This is a genomic window from Acidovorax sp. 107 (genome assembly GCF_003058055.1).
GTDB lineage: Bacteria > Pseudomonadota > Gammaproteobacteria > Burkholderiales > Burkholderiaceae_C > Acidovorax.
Genome location: NZ_QBTZ01000001.1, coordinates 302,267 through 319,977 on the forward strand (window position 1 = coordinate 302,267; position 17,711 = coordinate 319,977).

The following is a 17,711-nucleotide window of genomic DNA, read 5'->3' on the forward strand; positions in this document are numbered from 1 at the left end:
TTTTTGGGCAAAGCCCTCAATTATATCAGCAACTTTCTTGTTACCAGATATGTCCGTTTCCCTGGTTGAGGGTACAAGCTATTGCCGGTCAGGTCAACAAAATGTTGTAGCAGATGCTGCAATTGCAACACCTTAGAGGCACCGTTCTACAAAGTGTCGCAGCTATCAAAGATATAGCTACGGAGGGGCAGTATGTAAACCTTGTTGTTGGGGGGTGTCTCTGATGGGACGTTTGCGCCACTCCCAAGGCGCCACCGCCACCTGAGCCCAAAGCCCCCGTCGCGCTTCCCGGGCCTCAGTCTCCAGCCCCCGCAGTTGCTCATACCCCTTCCCGTACTTCACATAGAACCAGGCCATCCCTGAGCGCACCTGCTCGGTGGCCACGTCCTGGCCCTGGCACCCCACATCGCCAACGGTGCGGCCGTACCTGTCGTGGGTTCGAGGGGTGATGGTGGCGACTTGCTCGAAGCAGAGCTGGGCCAGGTTCTGGCGCGACACTTGGCCGAAGGCTTGACGCTTCTCGGGCGCATCGATGGCGCTGATGCGGACGGTGACTTGCTCGTAGGCCCCGGGCTCGCCGCAGCGGGCGGTCAGGGTGTCACCGTCTGTGATAGCGATGACGAGGCAGAGGAGGGCGGCAGCCGTCAAGGCTTGGCAGGTGGCGTCTGTTTCCCGTTGCCGAGTTCGTAGCCCTGGGGAACATTGATGATGATGGGTTGCTGCGCGGGCGCAGGTGGTGCCGCGTCCTTTGCGACCTGGGCTGCGCCTTGGAACGATGCGACGGTCATTTGCTGAATAGCAATGCCAGTTCCGAGCACGGCCAACAGGCCAGCCACTATTTGGGCGACAACCCACCACTTGAAGTTGGAGACTTCCTTGTCGATGTGATCCAACTTAGTTTCCACGCGTGCAAGCCGTTCGCGGGTTTCAACCGCGAAGTCTTCCAGCTTGCTAACTCGTGATTCCATAACTTCATTATGGGGCGGCTGACCTGACGAGTCGCCGCCGCCGCGATTGCCCTTGTGTGGAAAGTCGAATACTTGGCTCACTTTGACACCTTCATGAGCGCAATAGTTGCATCTGGAGTCAGATCCACCATCTCCATGTATCCGCATGTGGCGCAGAGGTGCCATTGAAAAGGACCGACATATCTGGGGCGATCGAGTGCTACGTTCTCCAGCCCGTAGCTCATCACGATGAAAAGTTTGTTGCCCTCTACCGATTCAATCTTGGTCAGGGGACCATGGCCGTAGCGGCATGTCCGCTCCTGAGCTACCACGGTCGGCTTGGGGTCAACGCGAATCTCAAATGCCATCCCTCTCTCCTTGTTCTAATTGCGCTTCTTAATACTCATTGGCTGCATATTGCGTAGCCCAATGAGCAATCAGAGCTTTTGGACGTCGCGCTTCAGTTGAGCCGCTTGCACGATCCGTCCACGCATTCGAAGCTCATGGTCTGCCTGTTCGAGCAGTAGACCGAGAAGAGCCGCGATGGTCCAATCACGCCGGTTTGGCTTGCGGCTGGGTCGTTGCTGCAATTGGCCTGCCTTGCTGCGTCTTCCACAGCCACGATATTCGCGTCTTTCGCTGGCTCTGGCTTCGCTGGCGCCCCTGGCTTTGCCCCGTACGCTTTTGCTCCGGCCTCCGCTTTCTCCTTTGCAAAACGCCAGATCTCAGTACGCGCCGGTTGCACAGGTAGCCCGCGCTCCAGGCCCCAAATGTCAGACTTCCCAGTTGCCAAGCTGTACTTTGTGACGAGCCAATCCAGGCCGTTCATGGAAACTGGCAACCCACCGGCATAGGCAATGTCGTTGCCTCGGCGGGCGTAGAACGAGATTGAACGCTCCCAGAGCACACCGGCGTCGCTGTATGCCTCCACGGCCGACTCGAACAGGGGCGCGGAAGCAGCCCCAGCCTCGCCGGAGTCCTGCTTGAACGCAGCTACAGCCTTCGCCAAATCCAGCACAGCGAGTTGGTAGTTGTTGTACGAGATGCCAGCGTTCAGGCTGGCCTCCATCCCGACGAATGCGCGGGTCACTGCGCTCAATGGTTGCGCCGTCGCCGAAGCGCCGCCCACGTTCATGGCCGCCTTCAAGCATTCCAGGCGCTTGTCTGCGTCAGCAATCGAATTGCATGCTTCGATCAAGACTGCAGGGGCCTGCGCCTGCGCGCCGGCCGTCATCAAGGCCAGGCCGACAGAGCAAAAGAGCTTTTTCATGAATTTCTCCTGGTGCTACGCGCTACGAAATCAAAACTGCTCGCTGCGCCAGACGGTCAGAATCTTCCCAAACACCTCAAAATCCATCTTGTTCGTGATGTCGAAGGGGTCGTAGTCAGGGTTGAATGACTTGGCCCGAAGGATCAGGCCATTCTCGGTTGGGATGCGCTGCAGCTGCTTGATGAAGCCGTGGCCGTCCACTCGGAAGAAATACACGCCATCTGAATCAACCTTGTTGAACCCTCTGTCACAGAGCAGTGGATCTCCTGGGTTGTATCGGGGCTTCATCGACGGGCCGAAGCCGGTAACGATGCAGAGGTTTGCCAAGCTGCTGTAAACCGGAACGTTCATTCGCAGCCACTCCGGCGTAACTCTCCAGGCCTTTATGTGTCCCGGAGGGTTTTCTTCCAGCGCGTAGCCGTGGCCCATGGCGCCGCCGGTGTCGTACTCAGTAATCACCAGGTCTGCAGGCGCCCCGGGGCTAGCGGATGGAGCTTCGTGGGGAGCTGGTGCAATTGATGGCAGATGCCCAGCATCTCCATTGGAAAACTTTGGCAATTTCCCCTCTGCGAGCCATGCAGGCGTGACGGCAAGGCCATACCGAGCGATCAGCTTCTCGGCGTTCTCTCTGCTGATAGTGGCTACTTTTTCCGGGTTGCCAAACCAGTTTGAGACGCTAGCTGCCGCAACGCCGCAAAGACGCGCGATCTCAGTGCGCAACCCGCGCTCCTGTGGTTCAGGGAAGACTTCTGCCAGGCGGCTTTGTAATGTCATGGTTAGCCTAGCCTAACTTTTGTTTTGTTAGCCTGGGCTTGCTTTTATTCTTAGCCTTGGCTAATATGTGGGGCATGAACGTAGCCGCCACAGAAATCATTGACCGACTCGGAGGCACTGCAAAGGTGTCACGCATGTTCGGTATTTCCATGCCGAGCGTCAGCGATTGGAAGCATGACGGCATCCCTCATGCCCGAGTGATGTTCCTGCGGGCCGCCCATCGCAAGACCCTCGCTGGCTGCGATCTGGATGCAGCCACCGCACCGCGCAAGGCTGAAGCCACCCAAACAGCCTGAGCCATGAATTTCCATCTGTGTTTCGTTTTGCATGGCCCAGATGGTTGCTTTTTTTTGCCCTGACAGGGTACTCAACCCGGTTCAAACATCATGACCTCGATTGAAGACCAGCACGAACTGGCCCTGGCGCGTGCCCCGCAGCGGGCCTCTGTGCCCCTCGAAATGATCCGCGCCCAGAAGACCGCAGCCGCAGCTTTCACGCTGGCCTGCAGCGTCTCTGGGCTGGAAGACAAGGAGATCTATCTGGCCATCGGTATCGATGCCGGGTACTTCTCCAACATCAAGAAGGGCAAGGCCACCCTGCAGGCCGACTTGGTGGCGCAGTTTTGCGAGGTGGTGGGCAACACCATCTATCCCGAGTGGGCCGCGTTTCAAGTCGGCTGCACTCTGGTGATGATCAAGACCGAGGCGGAGCGCCGCGCCGAGCTGGCCGAGCAGCGCGCCCAGGCTGCAGAGGCTGAAAACCGCCTGATGCGCCAACTGCTCGCCGGGAGGGTTGCGGCATGAACCATGGCCTCCCACTCAACGCTTTCCAGTCGGTGCGCCCACGCGGCCCCGACCTCGATATCCCAGCAGTCCCACCCCGCAAGACCAACCGCAGCGCAGCACCCATTGAGGGCAATGTGCAGCAGGCGCTGGACCGCAACGGCCGGCGCACGGTGAGTCTCGCTCCCAGGACTGCTGGCGCGATCACCATCGAAACCCGCGAGCAGAGCGCCGCCAGCTTGGCAAAGCGCCAGCGCATCAGCAAAGGGGGCGCCAAGTGATGGAAGCCCAGCACCTGGTCCGCGCAAGCGACCCACTCTCCAGCGTTCTCGCAGCCGAGCGCGCAATCAAGTTTGCAGGCAACCACTGCGAGCGCATCCTGAAAGCTCTCAAGGCAGCAGGCCAAGCCACTCCCCACGAACTGGAAGCTACCACCGGATTGACCGTGGTGCAGATCGACCGCCGTTTGCCCGACCTTCAGAAGGCCGGCAAAGCTCAGGTCGTGCAGCGTGGCGGGATGGACCTCATGCGCGGCAAAGCGCGGGTTTGGGAGGCTGTATGAGCGGAGACGCAGAACTCGCCCGCCTGATCGACCAGCGCCGCGAGCTGGCCGCCAAGGTCGCTGGCCTCGATCTTGAGATCGCCATGTCCGTTGGTGACCGCGAAGCGGCGAAGCGCGCCCTCAAGGAAATGACGGCCCAGGTAGAGGCACGCAAGGCTGCACGCTTTGCAATGTGCCGGGCTATGGGGGCGCACTGATGCGGGATTACGGGGTGGTATCGCCCAAATTCTGGATTGGAGAGACAGGCAAGGCACTGCGCGGGAACGCCCCTGCGCAGGTCTTGGCCCTGTACCTGATGACCTGCCCACACGCCAACATGATCGGCGTTTTTCACTGCCCTGTTCTGTACATGGCACACGAAACCGGGCTGGGCATGGAAGGGGCTTCGAAGGCCCTTCAAAGCCTCATTGAAGCCGGGTATTGCACCTACGACGAGGCTTCGGAGACCGTTTTTGTGCACCGTATGGCCGCGTACCAAGTTGCGGAGTCCCTCAAGCCAGGTGACAACCGCGTGAAGGGCGTGGAACGTGAGTGGCAAAACATCGGGCCAGCGCTTTTGAAACAAGCGTTCTTTGCTATGTATTCAGTAGCGTTCCACATGCCTATGGATGGCAATAACACAAGCCCCTCGAAAGCCCCTCCGAAGGCCCTTGCAAGCCAAGAACAGGAACAGGATCAAGAACAGGACCAAGAGAAGAGCGCGGGCAAGCCCGCTGACCCTCCTGGCTTCGCCGAATTCTGGAAAACCTGGCCATCCAACGACCGGAAACAAGCCAAGGGCAAATGCCTGGACGCTTGGAAAAAGGCACACGCCGAGCGTGATGCTGCGTTGGTCCTGGCCCATGTCGAATCTCTGAAAAGCTCTGCGTCGTGGATGAAAAACGGCGGCGAGTTCATCCCCGCTCCGCTGGTCTACCTGAACCAGCGTCGGTGGGAGGGAGCGGAATCTGTGGCGCCAGCAACCGCTGACATCTGGGCAGGAGCGGTGAACTGATGACCGCAGAACTCGCCCGCCTGCGCCGCACCGGCTACTCCCCGGTTTCGGTGTTCGTGTTCGTCGGCACTCCGCCGAAGTCGGTTGAGACCGGCCCAGATGTGATCGTGGTCGAACGCAACCCACGCGCCATCGACTGGCGCCCCCTGATCGGCCTGCATGTCGATGTGGTCGAAGTGGGGGACCAGGGCGATCTGTACCGCGAGACGGTGCAGTGCGCAGAAACCGGAAAGCCTCGCTCCATCGGCCTGCTGTGCCGCGCTGGCATCGCCGGCCTGAACGCAGAGCACGAACAAATCCTGGCCCGCCTTCAAAGGACCATCAATGCAATTCCTCACTGACGACATCGACTTTGCCGCCTACGAGCGGGAAACCGACGCACGCGCGAACGTCAAGCCCGCATCCGTCTGGATGGACGAGCTGATCTTCAAGCTGCAGAACCCTGACCAGACCAAGAAGGTGCGGCTGCCGTGGGAGCAGGCGCGCGATGCTTTCGCATTCCGCCCAGGTGAAGTGACGCTGTGGGCCGGCCAGAACGGCCACGGCAAAACCCAGATCGTCTCGCAGGTGGTGCTGTCCCTGATGGGCCAGGAGGAAAAGGTGGTGGTGGGCTCTTTCGAGATGAAGCCCGGCACCACGCTGGCGATGATGTGCCGCATGTATGCGGGCACCAACCCGTTCAGCCCGGAGTACCAGGGGGAGCAGGGCGTTCAGATCCTGACCGACTTGTACAAGGAGTTCGGCGAGTGGACCGATAACCGCCTTTGGGTGTACGACCGCCAGGGCACGGTGAGCGCAAATCAGGTGCTGGGCATGGCCCGCTACTGCGCCAAGGAGCTGGGCGTCACCCACATCGTGATCGACAGCCTGATGAAGTGCGTGATGGGCGAGGACGACTACAACGGCCAGAAGGCCTTTGTGGACGAGCTGACGGCCCTTGCGCGCGACAACATGGTGCACGTCCACCTGATCCACCACTTGCGCAAGCCCAGCAAGGAAACGGACATCCCGGACAAGCACGACACCAAGGGCTCCGGCGCTATCACCGACCTTGTGGACAACCTGATGCTGGTGTGGCGCAACAAGGGCAAGGAGGATGACGTGAAGGCCAAGGGTCGCGCCTCAACCAAGAAGGACGAGCACGACGCCGCCATTCTGTGCCGTAAGCAGCGCAACGGCGAGGACGAACCCACGATTCGGCTGTGGTTCGACCGGGACTCCAAGCAGTTCAAGGGCGACCCGAATGACCCGCTGATGTTTTTCCGCAACTGGCCGCACCGCGAGACGGGGTACTGACATGCCGCAGAAGCTCCACTGCGCCCGCTGCGGTCGCGTCACCCTGCGCCCCGCCGTGGTCATCGGCGCCCAGCCGTTTGGCCGCGTGTGCGCGCGCAAGGCCGGACTGATCGAGCCCAAGCGCCGGGGCCGGGCGTCTGAGGCATGCCGGGATACACGCACCCTGGATCTGTTCGGGAGTGCCCATGCATGACATGCCACTGCTGCAACGACGCGCGGCCCGACCCGGCCAACTACCGCCTTTTCGCAGACGGCTGCTTGCACTGTGCCGCGAGGCGTATTCAGTACATCCAGCGCCGGTTGCCCCTGGACCAGCAAACCAAGGCAGCGCGCTGTCGTTCAGCTTTGGCCCAGGCATTGGAGCTTGGATTGCCCGAGGCGGAAATCAGATCAATGGCGAAGCGTGCCGAGTGGCAGCTAGCGCCTGTCAAGTAGTCAGCCTCACGGCCAAGGAATGGGGGATGAAATGAACTGCAAGCCCGGTGATTTGGCGCAACTCAAAGGCCTGGTTGTGAATACCGAACTGAATGGGCGGTTCTTGGAGGTGCTGTCTTTTGCTTGCAACGGCAAAGGGATTTCCGCCATTTCTCCTGACGGGAAAACCCGTTGGACATCCGTGAAAGAGGGCGTGCATTGGTTCTGCAAGAGCAATGTGCCAATTTTCCATTCCAAGAAGGGCACCGCGCTGGAGATTGGGCTGGTTGCGGATAGCAATCTCCGTCCCATCCGCGACCCCGGCGACGACGCCCATGATGAAACCCTGTCCTGGCTCCCGGTGCCCAGCCGTGAGGGAGTGGAGGCATGACCGACGTTGAAAAGCGCTTCACATTGCGCCAGCGGAAGGTCATGGACCTGCTTAGCTCCGGCCAGCCGGTCAGCCCCACAGCATTGCGCCGCGAATCTGGCCTAGGCGTCAACGCACTGCACCGCGTGCTGATCCAACTCATGGAAGCCGAGCGGGTGCATGTGGTGCTGGTGAATGGTGAGCAGTGGTACGCCAAATCAGCGGGGCCGGTTCCGACGCTGGCGACAGCGTGGGCCAAGACGCCAGCGCCGCAGGGAGTGCACGCATGACAGTCTTGCACCTCACCCTCCCATGGCCGCCCACGGTCAATACCTACTACCGCAACGTGAACGGCAAGACCCTGATCAGCGAGAAGGGCCGCCAGTACCGCGCAGCGGTTGCCGATCAGGTGCTGATCCAGCGCGGCGCCAAGCTGTTCGCCGGCCGCCTGGCCGTGGCCATCACCGCCCACGTCCCCGACCAGCGCCGCCGCGATCTGGACAACCTGCTCAAGAGCACGCTGGACGCCATGACGCATGCCGGGGTTTGGCTGGATGACCAGCAGATCGACAGCCTGAGCATTGAGCGCGGGCCCATCGGCGGGATGCTGCGCGTGTCGGTGAAGGAGGTGGTCCATGGCTGAAATCACCCTCGTTCGCCAGGAGCCCGTGCATATCACCGAGGCCGACAAGGCCGTGGCCCGCCGCGTCATCTTTGGCATCGTGGACGGCCTGGGCGAGCGCGGCAAGAAGCAGTGGCGCCGCCTCTGGAACAACATCCTGCGCCTGGAGCCGGGCGAGATGGTGGAGCTCAAGACCCACCAGGCCCGGCTGGGCTGGTATCACCGCAAGCACATGGCCATGGAGCAGGCGGTGTTCGAAAGCCAGGAGCGCTTCGACAACTTTGCGGGCTTCCGTGACTGGCTCAAGGTCGGCGCCGGGCACTGCCAGTGGTATCCCGGCCCGAAGGGTGGAGTGTTCCCCGTGCCCGACTCCACCAGCTACGCGAAGCTGGAGCAGGGCGCCATGGAGCAGTTCCACAACGACGCAGTGGAGTTCCTGCGCACCGAGCACGCGGGCAAGACGCTGTGGCGGCATCTGTCGCCGGTGGACCGCATCACGATGATCGAAACCATCCTGCAGGGGTTCAACGAATGAAAGACTGGCAATTCTTCGTCCTGCTGGGGACGATCTATGCCGCCCCGTTTCTCAACAAGCGGTATGCGCAAGTGTGCAGCGTGGTGTTTGTGGCCATTGGGGCGGCCTATTACTACTTGGGAAACGCATGAACCGGGGCGCCCCACTCAAGCGCACCGGCTTCCGCCCCCGCGCACCCCGCCGCGAGCAGCGCGACCCTGACCGAGTGCGCTCCATGCCAGCCGTCACGCCTGGAGCATTCCGCGCGCCTCAGCCGGTGGTGGCCGCGACAGCCGCCGCGCCGAAGTCGACTGCCCAGCGAAATGCCCACCTGCGCGACATGGCCCGGGGCATGCCCTGCCTGCTGCGCGTGCCCGGCGTGTGCACCCAAGACCGCGCCACCGTGGTGTGCTGCCACAGCAACCTGAGCATCCACGGCAAGGCCGGAGCCCGCAAGGCAGACGACCACTACAGCGTCTGGGGCTGCGCTGCGTGCCATCAGTGGCTGGACCAGGGGCCTGCGCCGCGCGCGCAGAAGGCCGCCGCATTCATGGCCGCCCACCTGGCCCAGGTGCTGGAGTGGCGGGCCATCGCATTCGACAGCCGCAGCCAGCCGCGTGACCGGGCCGCCGCTGAGTGGGCGCTGGAGCGCCTGAATGCGACGGCAACGATTTCGATGAACTGAAAGGGAGACCATGTACCAAGACGACCGCCGCACCATTGAGGAAAGCTACGCATCGGCCACGGCCAGCTCCGACCTGCGCTGCGACACCCGCGAGGGCGCGCCGCGCTCCGACACGGACCTGCTGATCGCCGCTGGCTGGTCGCCAAGCCGCATCGGGGCCGCTCTGCTGCGCCTGCACACCGAGTGGGATGGAGCTGAACACCTGCGGCCGGCAGCCGGCGCCGACTTCGCCCAGGCGGCCCGCGCGCGCCAGCCTGTGGCGCTCTCGCAAACGCCGCCCATGGCCCGTGCTGTTGCCGACAAGCTGGCCGCAGAATTCAATCATCAGCAGGCCAAGCTACTGATGTCGCGTCTGAAGACCATGCCCGTGGTCCGCGAGCAGTTGACCCTGCAGCTTCTGAAGTGGAAGGTGGAAGACGCCGAGCAGGTGGCCGGCGCGCTGCTGCGCTGGTGGCTGGCACCCAACTGCCACGCTTGCCATGGCCGCAAGTTCGAGGTGATCCCGGACACCGGGCGCCTCTCCAGCAAGCACTGCAAGCCCTGCGGCGCGACGGGAAAGTTACGGATTCCGCACGGGGAGGCAGGGCGCAAGCTGGCAAATTTTATGGACGATTGTGTCCACCGCGCGCGCCAGTCGATCAAGAAACGCTTGCACCCCGCCGCCGGGCGTGTATGATTGCGGTAGAGGGCCGCAGAGAATGCTGATTCTCTCGCGCCTCGAAGTTCTGCCGGATGCCCGCAGCCACAGCCTGGCCATCGCCTGTAGCGACTGCGGTAGATGCTGATGGCACAACTCGCCCTGAATTTTTGAAGCCCGCACGGTTTGCCCTGCGGGCTTTTTCGTTTCCGAACAGAAAGCGCTCCATGACTCTCAAAGTACGCATCCAAGTTCCAAAGAACTCCGGCCCCTACGAGGCCAAGGTCGAGCAGACCGGCGGCGCCGCGCCTGCGGTGCTGGAGCCCGGTGACGAAATGGAGATGTACGTGCACAGCGGCAACGAAATCAAAGTCACCGAAGTGCCTTTGGGCACCAAGGCCAATGCCTCAGCATCCTGACCGATTGCTGGCAGGGCCCGCCCCGACGCCATAGGTGATCGGTCGCGGCCAAGTGGTTCGCCCAGCCTGGCCTGCATTCGCAACACACAACCACCCCGGAAGCTGGACGGGAGCGCCCTGACCAGGCGCTGAACTCCTGCGGCTGCCCAGCCGTTACCAGCAGAGGTGCAACGGCAAGCCCTGCCCATGTGGGTTGTCCGAAGGGCTCTTAACTGGAGAGACGGATGATCTTCATCGTAGGCATCGTGATCCTGGCCATCACCCAGCTGTGCGGCATGGTGTTCCTGTACCGACGCGGCTGGACGCTGCCCAAGCATGGATCGCCCGAGGCTGTGCCGATGTATTGGCTGGCGCTGGGCTACCTGTCGGGATCTGCCTGTGTCGTCGTGAGCGTTGGCATGCTGATCTGGCGCTACTTGCCTTGAGGCCACCATGGAACTGGAATACACCCGCGTCGAGTCCTTCGAGGTGAAGGGCATCCGCTTCACCTGCGTTTCAAAGTGGAACGGCATGGAGGAGTGGAAGGACGATAAGGGCCGCAAGATGATCGTGGCGCGTGGATACGAAGGCGGCTTCGCTGCGACGTTCCAGCAGCTATTCGGCGATTCGATAGCTCCCGGCACGCTGCGCGTGATCTCCGCCGCTCCTGACTTGGTGGCCCTGTTGAAGGCTTGATGTGTTCCAAAGGCCCATGCCACCCGCCGACCTAGACAGGTTCCGGCCTGCGGATGGGGTAGCCGAGTGGGTGCAGACAACCATCCTGGCCGAAGACGGCCGCATCCACAACCCGGAGCACGCGCACCTGATCGACTCCGACCTGGTGTTCCTGTGGGCGCCGATGGGCTTCACCAAGCAGATGCGCACCGTCATTGGTCAGGCCGAAGAAGTAATGATCCGCGCCGGGGGATGGCAGAAGGCCCGCCAGGAGCAGCAGCTATGTGAGTGGTTCGGGCGGGTGCCGGCCTTCATCATCACCCTGGACGCCAGCTACTGTGCGACCTGCAGCGACGCCGACTGGTGCGCCCTGGTGGAGCATGAGCTGTACCACGTTGCCCACGCGCTGGACGAATTTGGGGCGCCCAAGTTCACCAAGGATGGAGCGCCTAAGCTGACCATCCGGGGCCATGACGTTGAAGAGTTCGTGGGTGTTGTCAGGCGCTACGGGGTAGGCGACCCTGGCGGCGCGATTGGAAAGCTGGCCCGGGCTGCGGGCGCACAACCAGAGGTCAGCAAGGCAAACATCGCAGGAGCATGTGGGACGTGTCTGTTGCGCGCAGCCTGATTGACTGGCGGTTTACAGGTGGTTTCGCATGGCAGCACTCTCCGACGACGTGAAGCGCTTCGTCGTACAGGCGCTGGCGTGCTACGACACCCCTTCGCAGGTAGCTGAGGCGGTAAAAGAGGAATTCGGGATCGTGGTGGTGCGCCAGCAGGTGGCCACCTACGACCCAACAAAGCACACCGGGCGGAACCTGTCCAAGAAATGGCGGGCAGTTTTCGAGGCGACCCGGGCGAAGTTCAAGGACGAGGTCAGCGACATCCCGATTGCGCAGCGTGCCTTTCGACTCCGGGCTCTGCAGCGGATCGCCACCAAGGCCGAGAACATGCGAAACATGGCTCTGACGCTGCAGGTGCTGGAGCAGGCGGCCAAAGAAGTAGGCGACGCCTACGTGAACCGCCAGAAGACGGACGGCAAGGAGGGCGGAGACACCCCCCAACCGACGCAGGTAGTCATCACAGTGAAGGACGCGCGCAAGCATGTCAGCGACGGTTAACCCTTCGCTGAACGTCCCGCAGTCGCAATTTCTCACGCTGCCGCACAAGTTCCGGGCCTTCGTGGCTGGCTTCGGCAGCGGGAAGACGTGGGTTGGCGCCGCCAGCCAGTGCAAGCACTTTTGGGAGCATCCGAAGGCCCATCTGGGCTACTTCGCGCCGACCTACGCGCAGATCCGGGACATCTACTACCCGACCTTTGAAGAGGTCGCCTTCGACTGGGGGCAGCGGGCAGAGATCAACCAGAGCAACCACGAGATCCACGTCTACAGCGGACGGGTGTATCGCGGGACGATCATCTGCCGGTCCTTGGAGAAGCCGGAAACCATCATCGGCTTCAAGATCGCGCGCGGCTTGATGGACGAGCTGGATGTGATGAAGTTGCCCAAGGCCGAATTGGCCTGGCGCAAGGCCATCGCGCGGTTGCGGTTGAGGTTCGACGGGCTCAACGGCCTGGATGTGACGACGACGCCCGAAGGCTTCAAGTTCGTCTACCAGCAGTGGGTCAAGGCGATTCGGGACAAGCCAGAGCTTGCCTCGATGTACGGCATGGTGCAGGCCAGCACGTACGACAACGAAGACAACCTGCCAGAGGATTACATCAGTAGTCTGCTGGCGAGCTACCCGCCGCAGCTGATCAGCGCGTACCTGCGCGGCCAGTTCGTGAACCTTGCCAGCGGCAACGTGTACCCCAACTTCGACCGGAAGTTGAACCACACGCCGGAGAAGATCAAGGACAAAGAGGCGCTGCACATCGGCCTGGACTTCAACGTGCTGAACATGACGGCGGTGGTCAGCGTGATCCGTGCCGACCTGCCGCTGTCACTGGAAGAGCTGACCAAGGTGCGGGACACCCCGACCATGGCGCGCATGCTGAAAGAGCGGTACGTGGACAAGGGCCACCCGGTGGTGGTCTACCCTGACGCCAGCGGCGGCAACACCAGCAGCAAGAACGCCAGCGAGTCGGACCTGACGATCCTCAAGCAGGCGGGGCTGCAGATCAGCGTGAACGCCTCGAATCCTGCTGTGAAGGACCGGGTAAACGCAGTGGACGCGATGACGCTGAACGCCGACGGCGCGCGACGCTGGAAGATCAACACGGATGCCTGCCCCGCGCTCACTGAGGCGCTGGAACAGCAGGCATGGGGCGCGAATGGCGAGCCCGACAAGACAACGGGGCATGACCACCCGAATGATGCGGTCGGCTACTTCCTGGTGAAGCGCTGGCCGATTGTGAAACGGACGGTTTCGGTGGCGCCTCTGCGCGTGTGAAAGAAGACATGGCCCAAAAAGTACAGAACCAATCCAGCGAAGTGCAGGCGCTCTCGGCCAATTGGCCCATCGCCGAAGCCCTGCTGGGCGGAACTGCGGCCATGCGCAAGGCGGGAACCACGTTCCTGCCCAAGTGGCCCGGCGAGGAAAAGGAGAGCTACGAAGCCCGCCTGGCCACGGCCACGCTGTTCCCAGCCTTCGGCCGCACGCTGGGCGTGATGTCCGGCAAGCCTTTCAGCAAGCAGATCACACTGGGCGAAGACACCCCGGACAAGATCAAGGCCTGGTGCGAAGACGTGGACCTGCAGGGCAACAGCCTGCACACCTTCGCCGCGATGATGATGGATGAGGCCCTGGGCTTCGGCCTGGCTGGCATCCTGGTGGACTACCCTCGCGTGTCGGGTGCCCGGACCCTGGCCGACGAGCGAGCCATTGGTGCCCGCCCGTACATGGTGGCCGTCCGGCACAGCCAGATCCTGGGCTGGAAGGCTCAGCGCAGCAACGGCGCCACGGTGCTGACCCAGCTGCGGTTGGCCGAGACCAAAGAAGAGGACGACGGAGAATTCGGCATCAAGCATGAGCCGCGTGTGCGCGTGCTGACGCCGGGCGCGTGGGCGGTCTACATGCCCGGGGCGAAGGCTGAGGATGACTGGGTGCTGGAAGAAGAGGGCACCACAACGCTGCAGGCCATCCCGTTCGCGCCGGTTTACGGCCGCAAGCGCGGGTTCATGGATGGCGTCTCCCCGCTGCTGGATCTGGCCTACCTGAACGTCAAGCACTGGCAGAGCCAGAGCGACCAGGACACCATCCTGCATGTCGCCCGGGTGCCCATCCTGGCGCTGATCGGCGGGGATGATCCAGCACCAGACGGTTCGGGTGGAACCCAGCTCACGGTCGGCGCATCCGCTGCAGTTCGGCTGCCGAAGGACGGCGACCTGAAGTTCGTGGAGCACACGGGCGCAGCCATTGAGGCCGGGGCAAAGTCCCTGGAGGCGCTGGAAGACCAGATGATCCAGACCGGCGCCGAGCTGCTGGTGCAGAAGCCCGGTCAGCGTAGCGCCACTGAAGCGAGCAACGACGCCGAGGCGAACAAGTCAGAGCTGCAGCGCATCACCGAGGGGTTCGAGGACTCGCTCGACCAGGCCCTGCAGTTCATGGCGGCTTGGGTCAAGGAGCAGCAGGGCGGTCATGCCAGCCTGTTCAAGGACTTCGGCGCGGCCACCTTGACCGAGTCGGGCGCCCAGCTGGTGATCTCCATGCAGCAGGCCGGATACATCACGAAGGCCACGGCCATCAAGGAACTGCAGCGGCGCGGCATGCTGGCTGCTGACATCGACGCCCTGGTGGAGCTTGACGCCGTGCAGGAGGAAGGCCCAGCCTTGGGCACTGTCGGGGCGGTCTGATGGATTCGGTCAACGACCTGCTGCAGTCCGAAGCGATCCGCCATCAGGTGGCGCTGCAGGGGCTGAGCAACAACGTGGTGGCGCGGATCATTGCCGTGCTCAACCGCAGCGACAAGCGCATCTTCGCGGAGCTGGCCGACCGGCTGGAGCGCATGGACGCCACCAGCTTCTCCATCGAGCGTCTGGAGTCCATGCTGACCAGCGTGCGCAGCATGAACACCCAGGCATTCGCCGAGGTGGAGCGGGAACTGACGCAGGAGCTGCGGGACTTCGTAGCCTATGAGGCTGCGTACCAGAACCAGGTGCTGGTGGCCCATGTGCCCGTGGTGGTGCAGGTGGCCAGTGTGGCGCCCGAGGCTGTGTATGCGGCGGCCATGGCCCGGCCGTTTCAGGGCGTGATGCTGCGTGAGGTGTGGCAAGAGCTGGACGCCAAGAAGATGCGCCAGGTGCGCCAGGCCATCGCCAGCGGGTTTGTGGAAGGCAAGACCACGGACCAGATCATCCGTGAGCTGCGAGGCACCCGGGCGAAGGGATTCGCTGACGGGCTGATAGAGGTCACGCGGCGCGACGCCGAAGCGGTGACCCGCACGGCGCTGGGCCACATGGCACGGTTCGCCCAGGACATGACGGTGGAGGCGAACACCGACCTGATCAAGGCGCTGGTGTGGTCATCGACCATTGATCTGCGGACCTCGCCACCGTGCCGGGCCCGTGACGGCAAGCAGTACACGACGGCGCACAAGCCCATCGGGCACGCGCTGCCGTGGCTGGGTGGCCCAGGGGCGCTGCATTGGCGCTGCCGCAGCCATGCGACCTACGTGCTGAAGTCGCACCAGGAACTGGGTATTGATGTTCCCGAGGTTGTGGTGGTGGGCAAGACCCGGGCGAGCATGGACGGCCAAGTGCCGGCAGAGACAACCTACGCGGAGTGGCTGAAAAAGCAGTCGTCGGCGCGGCAGATCGAGGTGCTGGGCCCTACGCGGGCGCGGCTGATGAGCGAAGGCAACCTGCCGCTGGAGCGGATGTACTCGCAGAACGGGCGGTATCTGACGCTGGACCAGCTCAGGGAGAAGGACGCGGAGGCTTTCAAGCGGGCGGGGTTGTAGGCAAAATGGCGGGATGTTCACAGTAACAATCAAGAGCTATGACCGAGTAGTCACGGCTGGGCGCATCAACTCTGGAAAAGAGACGATGCACGGATTGAGCCAAGACCAGATTTTTGACATTGAATCTGGCCTGTCGGTACATATCCCAGGGCGACCGCTTACGGCGCTTGTAGAAGCCAGGCTCCCGTTGGAAGTCTGGGAGTTCGAGGGGCCTCGCGCGTCATTGCCGAAGCTAGATGAGATCAAAGGAGACCAGGACAAGCTGGTTGCTTTGCAGAAATGGGCTGAACAGGCGCGGTGTGTACAGGCGAGATCCTGCTAGTGCCAGAACTCCGCATAGTCCCTCCCGCCGAACCCGACGCCAAGCAGGCCGCCATCGAGCGCGTCAAGGCCATGAAGCGCGCGCCGGGCATGCTGCAATGCTCGAAGTGCGGCGGCCGCGACACCATGACGGTGGTCACTGGCTCCTACATCGGCCAGGACGGCAAGATCAAGCGCGGGACGGTAACGGCTGACAAGGTCTGCTACCACTGCGACAAGAAGGGAATCCTCAGCTTCATGGTCCAAGACCCTCCGAAGCTGGTGCAGGAGCCGAAGCCCAGGCGGACGAAACCGAAGGCCGTGAAATGAAGGGTGACATTTTCACGTCATTTAAGCTCTGGCTGACATTCGGATCTGGGAAAGGCCGCGTCTATGAGGTGTATCCCAATTCGGTGAAGGTGATTTACCTACCGGAAACCACGGAAGAATTCGTTGATGTTTTGCAGCGCCTTCAAGTAGGTGACACGTTTGACGGCTGTTGGAGTAGCGCTCCTACTACAAAGACGATGACTGTTCTGTCTGCCCCATGCCGATGGTCCCAGGGTGAGATATATCTACACCTCAAGTTTTAATGCGCATTGCGCACCCCAACAACCCGCCCTGGCGCAAGTCTCGGCGGGTTTTTTCATGCCCAGACGCCGGATGGCTGAGGGCGCATCGGGCCGGATGGCTCACCCGTCCACAGGTGGATGCCTGTGAAGAAAGCACTCAAACCATGCCATTCAAATTCGACGCCAACGGCGCAATCGTTCTCCAAGAAGTCAACGGCCAAAAGCTCCCCGTGTTCGTCCACGCCGACGGCAAGGAAACGGCCTTCGATGGTGACAGCACCATCGCCACCATTTCCCGACTCAACGGCGAGGCCAAGAGCCACCGCGAGCGCGCAGAAGCAGCTGAAGGTGCGCTGAAGCCATTCAAGGACGCAGGGATCGAAGACCCCGTGGCAGCCGCGAAGGCCCTGAGCACCATCAAGAACCTGGACGACAAAAGGCTGGTGGATGCCGGCGAAGTCGAAAAGGTGAAGGCCGAAGCCATCAAGGCCGTAGAGGACAAATACGCTCCAGTGGTGAAGAAGGCGACCGAGCTGGAGCAAGCCCTGTACGGCGAAAAGATCGGCGGTGCGTTCGCGCGCTCCAAGGTCATCGCTGACAAATTCGCCATCCCGGCGGATCTGGTGCAAGCCCGTTTCGGCAACGCCTTCAAGATCGAAGAAGGCAAGACAGTCGCTTACGACGCCCAAGGCAACAAGATTTTCAGCCGCGCTCGCCCCGGTGAGCTGGCCGACTTCGAAGAGGCCCTGGAAACTCTGGTGGACCAGTACCCCTACAAGGACCAGATCCTGAAGGGCACTGGCGCATCTGGTGGCGGCGCCCATGGCGGCAATCAAGGTGCTGGCGGGAAGAAGACCATGACCCGCGCGCAGTTCGATGCTCTGGACCCGACAGCCAAGGCCGCAGCGGTCACCGGCAAGGATGCCGTGCAGATCACCGACTGACCACGTTTCAACCATCCCCAATCGGGCCGCCATGTGCGGCCTTTTTCATTTCCGA

At 62.2% G+C, this 17,711-nt stretch carries 31 protein-coding genes; 26 read left to right on the top strand and 5 right to left on the bottom strand.

Annotation, left to right across the window (positions count from 1 at the left end; genetic code table 11):
- Nucleotides 1-177: 177 nt before the first annotated feature.
- The 5 genes from C8C99_RS01390 to C8C99_RS01410 all read right to left on the bottom strand — a co-directional run bounded on the left by C8C99_RS01390 (nt 178) and on the right by C8C99_RS01410 (nt 2,991).
- Nucleotides 178-648 (bottom strand): thermonuclease family protein, encoded by a 471-nt coding sequence (locus C8C99_RS01390; RefSeq protein ID WP_108624701.1) that lies wholly within the window; start codon nt 646-648, stop codon nt 178-180.
- Nucleotides 645-1,049, bottom strand: a complete 405-nt coding sequence (locus C8C99_RS01395) for a hypothetical protein (protein ID WP_233247141.1) — start codon at nt 1,047-1,049, stop codon at nt 645-647. The genes C8C99_RS01390 and C8C99_RS01395 overlap by 4 nt, the downstream gene beginning before the upstream one ends.
- Complete coding sequence (locus tag C8C99_RS01400; protein ID WP_108624703.1) at nt 1,046-1,315, bottom strand: hypothetical protein; 270 nt, start codon at nt 1,313-1,315, stop codon at nt 1,046-1,048. Before C8C99_RS01400 ends, C8C99_RS01395 begins: the two co-directional genes overlap by 4 nt.
- A 92-nt stretch (nt 1,316-1,407) precedes the next feature.
- Nucleotides 1,408-2,217, bottom strand: a complete 810-nt coding sequence (locus C8C99_RS01405; RefSeq protein ID WP_108624704.1) for a hypothetical protein — start codon at nt 2,215-2,217, stop codon at nt 1,408-1,410.
- A gap of 30 nt (nt 2,218-2,247) precedes the next feature.
- Entirely contained in the window at nt 2,248-2,991 is a 744-nt protein-coding gene (locus C8C99_RS01410) for a S24 family peptidase (protein WP_108624705.1), read from the bottom strand.
- A gap of 74 nt (nt 2,992-3,065) precedes the next feature.
- Between C8C99_RS01410 and C8C99_RS01415 the strand changes: the two genes are divergently transcribed.
- The 26 genes from C8C99_RS01415 (at nt 3,066) to C8C99_RS01540 (ending at nt 17,656) form a co-directional block, all read left to right on the top strand.
- A complete protein-coding gene (locus tag C8C99_RS01415) occupies nt 3,066-3,287 on the top strand; it encodes a hypothetical protein (RefSeq protein WP_108624706.1) in 222 nt (73 codons plus the stop codon).
- Between the two features lie 90 nt (nt 3,288-3,377).
- Nucleotides 3,378-3,794: a transcriptional regulator gene (locus C8C99_RS01420; RefSeq protein WP_108624707.1), complete on the top strand. Its 417-nt coding sequence runs from the start codon at nt 3,378-3,380 to the stop codon at nt 3,792-3,794.
- Nucleotides 3,791-4,054, top strand: coding sequence for a hypothetical protein (locus C8C99_RS01425; RefSeq protein WP_108624708.1), 264 nt, complete (start codon nt 3,791-3,793; stop codon nt 4,052-4,054). The genes C8C99_RS01420 and C8C99_RS01425 overlap by 4 nt, the downstream gene beginning before the upstream one ends.
- Nucleotides 4,054-4,335: a hypothetical protein gene (locus C8C99_RS01430; protein ID WP_108624709.1), complete on the top strand. Its 282-nt coding sequence runs from the start codon at nt 4,054-4,056 to the stop codon at nt 4,333-4,335. Before C8C99_RS01425 ends, C8C99_RS01430 begins: the two co-directional genes overlap by 1 nt.
- On the top strand, nt 4,332-4,532 hold the full coding sequence (locus C8C99_RS01435) for a neutral zinc metalloprotease (RefSeq protein ID WP_108624710.1): 201 nt from the start codon (nt 4,332-4,334) through the stop codon (nt 4,530-4,532). The genes C8C99_RS01430 and C8C99_RS01435 overlap by 4 nt, the downstream gene beginning before the upstream one ends.
- Before the next feature lie 119 nt (nt 4,533-4,651).
- On the top strand, nt 4,652-5,329 hold the full coding sequence (locus tag C8C99_RS01440) for a hypothetical protein (RefSeq protein ID WP_146186005.1): 678 nt from the start codon (nt 4,652-4,654) through the stop codon (nt 5,327-5,329).
- Nucleotides 5,329-5,670, top strand: a complete 342-nt coding sequence (locus C8C99_RS01445) for a hypothetical protein (RefSeq protein WP_108624712.1) — start codon at nt 5,329-5,331, stop codon at nt 5,668-5,670. The genes C8C99_RS01440 and C8C99_RS01445 overlap by 1 nt, the downstream gene beginning before the upstream one ends.
- Entirely contained in the window at nt 5,654-6,625 is a 972-nt protein-coding gene (locus C8C99_RS01450; RefSeq protein ID WP_108624713.1) for a DnaB-like helicase C-terminal domain-containing protein, read from the top strand. The genes C8C99_RS01445 and C8C99_RS01450 overlap by 17 nt, the downstream gene beginning before the upstream one ends.
- Before the next feature lies 1 nt (nt 6,626).
- Nucleotides 6,627-6,818 carry a hypothetical protein gene (locus C8C99_RS01455; RefSeq protein ID WP_108624714.1) on the top strand — a complete coding sequence of 64 codons (192 nt, stop codon included), beginning with the start codon at nt 6,627-6,629 and terminating at the stop codon, nt 6,816-6,818.
- A 273-nt stretch (nt 6,819-7,091) separates the two neighbouring features.
- The gene (locus C8C99_RS01460) at nt 7,092-7,430 is read left to right on the top strand and encodes a hypothetical protein (protein WP_108624715.1); all 339 of its coding nucleotides are present in this window, start codon (nt 7,092-7,094) and stop codon (nt 7,428-7,430) included.
- Nucleotides 7,427-7,699 carry a hypothetical protein gene (locus C8C99_RS01465; RefSeq protein ID WP_108624716.1) on the top strand — a complete coding sequence of 91 codons (273 nt, stop codon included), beginning with the start codon at nt 7,427-7,429 and terminating at the stop codon, nt 7,697-7,699. The genes C8C99_RS01460 and C8C99_RS01465 overlap by 4 nt, the downstream gene beginning before the upstream one ends.
- Complete coding sequence (locus C8C99_RS01470; protein WP_108624717.1) at nt 7,696-8,052, top strand: RusA family crossover junction endodeoxyribonuclease; 357 nt, start codon at nt 7,696-7,698, stop codon at nt 8,050-8,052. The genes C8C99_RS01465 and C8C99_RS01470 overlap by 4 nt, the downstream gene beginning before the upstream one ends.
- Nucleotides 8,045-8,566: a hypothetical protein gene (locus C8C99_RS01475; RefSeq protein ID WP_108624718.1), complete on the top strand. Its 522-nt coding sequence runs from the start codon at nt 8,045-8,047 to the stop codon at nt 8,564-8,566. The genes C8C99_RS01470 and C8C99_RS01475 overlap by 8 nt, the downstream gene beginning before the upstream one ends.
- Nucleotides 8,563-8,697: a hypothetical protein gene (locus C8C99_RS24310; protein WP_255411680.1), complete on the top strand. Its 135-nt coding sequence runs from the start codon at nt 8,563-8,565 to the stop codon at nt 8,695-8,697. The genes C8C99_RS01475 and C8C99_RS24310 overlap by 4 nt, the downstream gene beginning before the upstream one ends.
- Nucleotides 8,694-9,230 (top strand): nuclease domain-containing protein, encoded by a 537-nt coding sequence (locus C8C99_RS01480; protein WP_108624719.1) that lies wholly within the window; start codon nt 8,694-8,696, stop codon nt 9,228-9,230. Before C8C99_RS24310 ends, C8C99_RS01480 begins: the two co-directional genes overlap by 4 nt.
- A gap of 10 nt (nt 9,231-9,240) precedes the next feature.
- Nucleotides 9,241-9,906: a hypothetical protein gene (locus C8C99_RS01485; protein WP_108624720.1), complete on the top strand. Its 666-nt coding sequence runs from the start codon at nt 9,241-9,243 to the stop codon at nt 9,904-9,906.
- Between the two features lie 188 nt (nt 9,907-10,094).
- A complete protein-coding gene (locus C8C99_RS01490; protein ID WP_108624721.1) occupies nt 10,095-10,286 on the top strand; it encodes a hypothetical protein in 192 nt (63 codons plus the stop codon).
- Between the two features lie 224 nt (nt 10,287-10,510).
- The gene (locus C8C99_RS01495) at nt 10,511-10,711 is read left to right on the top strand and encodes a hypothetical protein (protein ID WP_108624722.1); all 201 of its coding nucleotides are present in this window, start codon (nt 10,511-10,513) and stop codon (nt 10,709-10,711) included.
- Nucleotides 10,712-10,718: 7 nt separating this feature from the next.
- Nucleotides 10,719-10,961 (top strand): hypothetical protein, encoded by a 243-nt coding sequence (locus C8C99_RS01500; protein WP_108624723.1) that lies wholly within the window; start codon nt 10,719-10,721, stop codon nt 10,959-10,961.
- Nucleotides 10,962-10,977: 16 nt separating this feature from the next.
- Entirely contained in the window at nt 10,978-11,568 is a 591-nt protein-coding gene (locus C8C99_RS01505; RefSeq protein WP_108627000.1) for a putative metallopeptidase, read from the top strand.
- A gap of 28 nt (nt 11,569-11,596) precedes the next feature.
- The gene (locus C8C99_RS01510; protein ID WP_108624724.1) at nt 11,597-12,061 is read left to right on the top strand and encodes a DUF2280 domain-containing protein; all 465 of its coding nucleotides are present in this window, start codon (nt 11,597-11,599) and stop codon (nt 12,059-12,061) included.
- The gene (locus tag C8C99_RS01515) at nt 12,045-13,331 is read left to right on the top strand and encodes a terminase large subunit domain-containing protein (protein WP_108624725.1); all 1,287 of its coding nucleotides are present in this window, start codon (nt 12,045-12,047) and stop codon (nt 13,329-13,331) included. Before C8C99_RS01510 ends, C8C99_RS01515 begins: the two co-directional genes overlap by 17 nt.
- Before the next feature lie 8 nt (nt 13,332-13,339).
- The gene (locus tag C8C99_RS01520) at nt 13,340-14,734 is read left to right on the top strand and encodes a DUF4055 domain-containing protein (protein WP_108627001.1); all 1,395 of its coding nucleotides are present in this window, start codon (nt 13,340-13,342) and stop codon (nt 14,732-14,734) included.
- Nucleotides 14,734-15,840, top strand: coding sequence for a phage minor head protein (locus tag C8C99_RS01525; protein WP_108624726.1), 1,107 nt, complete (start codon nt 14,734-14,736; stop codon nt 15,838-15,840). The genes C8C99_RS01520 and C8C99_RS01525 overlap by 1 nt, the downstream gene beginning before the upstream one ends.
- Before the next feature lie 321 nt (nt 15,841-16,161).
- Complete coding sequence (locus C8C99_RS01535; RefSeq protein ID WP_233247142.1) at nt 16,162-16,470, top strand: hypothetical protein; 309 nt, start codon at nt 16,162-16,164, stop codon at nt 16,468-16,470.
- Nucleotides 16,471-16,876: 406 nt separating this feature from the next.
- On the top strand, nt 16,877-17,656 hold the full coding sequence (locus C8C99_RS01540; protein ID WP_108624728.1) for a DUF6651 domain-containing protein: 780 nt from the start codon (nt 16,877-16,879) through the stop codon (nt 17,654-17,656).
- Nucleotides 17,657-17,711 lie beyond the last annotated feature (55 nt).

What these genes read in the sequence shown, in the direction of transcription:
- C8C99_RS01510 (WP_108624724.1), top strand. Translation starts at nt 11,597, where the DNA reads ATGGCAGCACTCTCCGACGACGTGAAGCGCTTCGTCGTACAGGCGCTG.
- C8C99_RS01425 (WP_108624708.1), top strand. Translation starts at nt 3,791, where the DNA reads ATGAACCATGGCCTCCCACTCAACGCTTTCCAGTCGGTGCGCCCACGC.
- C8C99_RS01400 (WP_108624703.1), bottom strand. Translation starts at nt 1,315, where the DNA reads ATGGCATTTGAGATTCGCGTTGACCCCAAGCCGACCGTGGTAGCTCAG.
- C8C99_RS01420 (WP_108624707.1), top strand. Translation starts at nt 3,378, where the DNA reads ATGACCTCGATTGAAGACCAGCACGAACTGGCCCTGGCGCGTGCCCCG.
- C8C99_RS01540 (WP_108624728.1), top strand. Translation starts at nt 16,877, where the DNA reads ATGCCATTCAAATTCGACGCCAACGGCGCAATCGTTCTCCAAGAAGTC.
- C8C99_RS01505 (WP_108627000.1), top strand. Translation starts at nt 10,978, where the DNA reads ATGCCACCCGCCGACCTAGACAGGTTCCGGCCTGCGGATGGGGTAGCC.
- C8C99_RS01465 (WP_108624716.1), top strand. Translation starts at nt 7,427, where the DNA reads ATGACCGACGTTGAAAAGCGCTTCACATTGCGCCAGCGGAAGGTCATG.
- C8C99_RS01440 (WP_146186005.1), top strand. Translation starts at nt 4,652, where the DNA reads ATGATCGGCGTTTTTCACTGCCCTGTTCTGTACATGGCACACGAAACC.
- C8C99_RS01445 (WP_108624712.1), top strand. Translation starts at nt 5,329, where the DNA reads ATGACCGCAGAACTCGCCCGCCTGCGCCGCACCGGCTACTCCCCGGTT.
- C8C99_RS01490 (WP_108624721.1), top strand. Translation starts at nt 10,095, where the DNA reads ATGACTCTCAAAGTACGCATCCAAGTTCCAAAGAACTCCGGCCCCTAC.
- C8C99_RS01485 (WP_108624720.1), top strand. Translation starts at nt 9,241, where the DNA reads ATGTACCAAGACGACCGCCGCACCATTGAGGAAAGCTACGCATCGGCC.
- C8C99_RS01430 (WP_108624709.1), top strand. Translation starts at nt 4,054, where the DNA reads ATGGAAGCCCAGCACCTGGTCCGCGCAAGCGACCCACTCTCCAGCGTT.
- C8C99_RS01470 (WP_108624717.1), top strand. Translation starts at nt 7,696, where the DNA reads ATGACAGTCTTGCACCTCACCCTCCCATGGCCGCCCACGGTCAATACC.
- C8C99_RS01405 (WP_108624704.1), bottom strand. Translation starts at nt 2,217, where the DNA reads ATGAAAAAGCTCTTTTGCTCTGTCGGCCTGGCCTTGATGACGGCCGGC.
- C8C99_RS01415 (WP_108624706.1), top strand. Translation starts at nt 3,066, where the DNA reads ATGAACGTAGCCGCCACAGAAATCATTGACCGACTCGGAGGCACTGCA.
- C8C99_RS24310 (WP_255411680.1), top strand. Translation starts at nt 8,563, where the DNA reads ATGAAAGACTGGCAATTCTTCGTCCTGCTGGGGACGATCTATGCCGCC.
- C8C99_RS01460 (WP_108624715.1), top strand. Translation starts at nt 7,092, where the DNA reads ATGAACTGCAAGCCCGGTGATTTGGCGCAACTCAAAGGCCTGGTTGTG.
- C8C99_RS01515 (WP_108624725.1), top strand. Translation starts at nt 12,045, where the DNA reads ATGTCAGCGACGGTTAACCCTTCGCTGAACGTCCCGCAGTCGCAATTT.
- C8C99_RS01455 (WP_108624714.1), top strand. Translation starts at nt 6,627, where the DNA reads ATGCCGCAGAAGCTCCACTGCGCCCGCTGCGGTCGCGTCACCCTGCGC.
- C8C99_RS01520 (WP_108627001.1), top strand. Translation starts at nt 13,340, where the DNA reads ATGGCCCAAAAAGTACAGAACCAATCCAGCGAAGTGCAGGCGCTCTCG.
- C8C99_RS01500 (WP_108624723.1), top strand. Translation starts at nt 10,719, where the DNA reads ATGGAACTGGAATACACCCGCGTCGAGTCCTTCGAGGTGAAGGGCATC.
- C8C99_RS01495 (WP_108624722.1), top strand. Translation starts at nt 10,511, where the DNA reads ATGATCTTCATCGTAGGCATCGTGATCCTGGCCATCACCCAGCTGTGC.
- C8C99_RS01475 (WP_108624718.1), top strand. Translation starts at nt 8,045, where the DNA reads ATGGCTGAAATCACCCTCGTTCGCCAGGAGCCCGTGCATATCACCGAG.
- C8C99_RS01525 (WP_108624726.1), top strand. Translation starts at nt 14,734, where the DNA reads ATGGATTCGGTCAACGACCTGCTGCAGTCCGAAGCGATCCGCCATCAG.
- C8C99_RS01435 (WP_108624710.1), top strand. Translation starts at nt 4,332, where the DNA reads ATGAGCGGAGACGCAGAACTCGCCCGCCTGATCGACCAGCGCCGCGAG.
- C8C99_RS01410 (WP_108624705.1), bottom strand. Translation starts at nt 2,991, where the DNA reads ATGACATTACAAAGCCGCCTGGCAGAAGTCTTCCCTGAACCACAGGAG.
- C8C99_RS01450 (WP_108624713.1), top strand. Translation starts at nt 5,654, where the DNA reads ATGCAATTCCTCACTGACGACATCGACTTTGCCGCCTACGAGCGGGAA.
- C8C99_RS01480 (WP_108624719.1), top strand. Translation starts at nt 8,694, where the DNA reads ATGAACCGGGGCGCCCCACTCAAGCGCACCGGCTTCCGCCCCCGCGCA.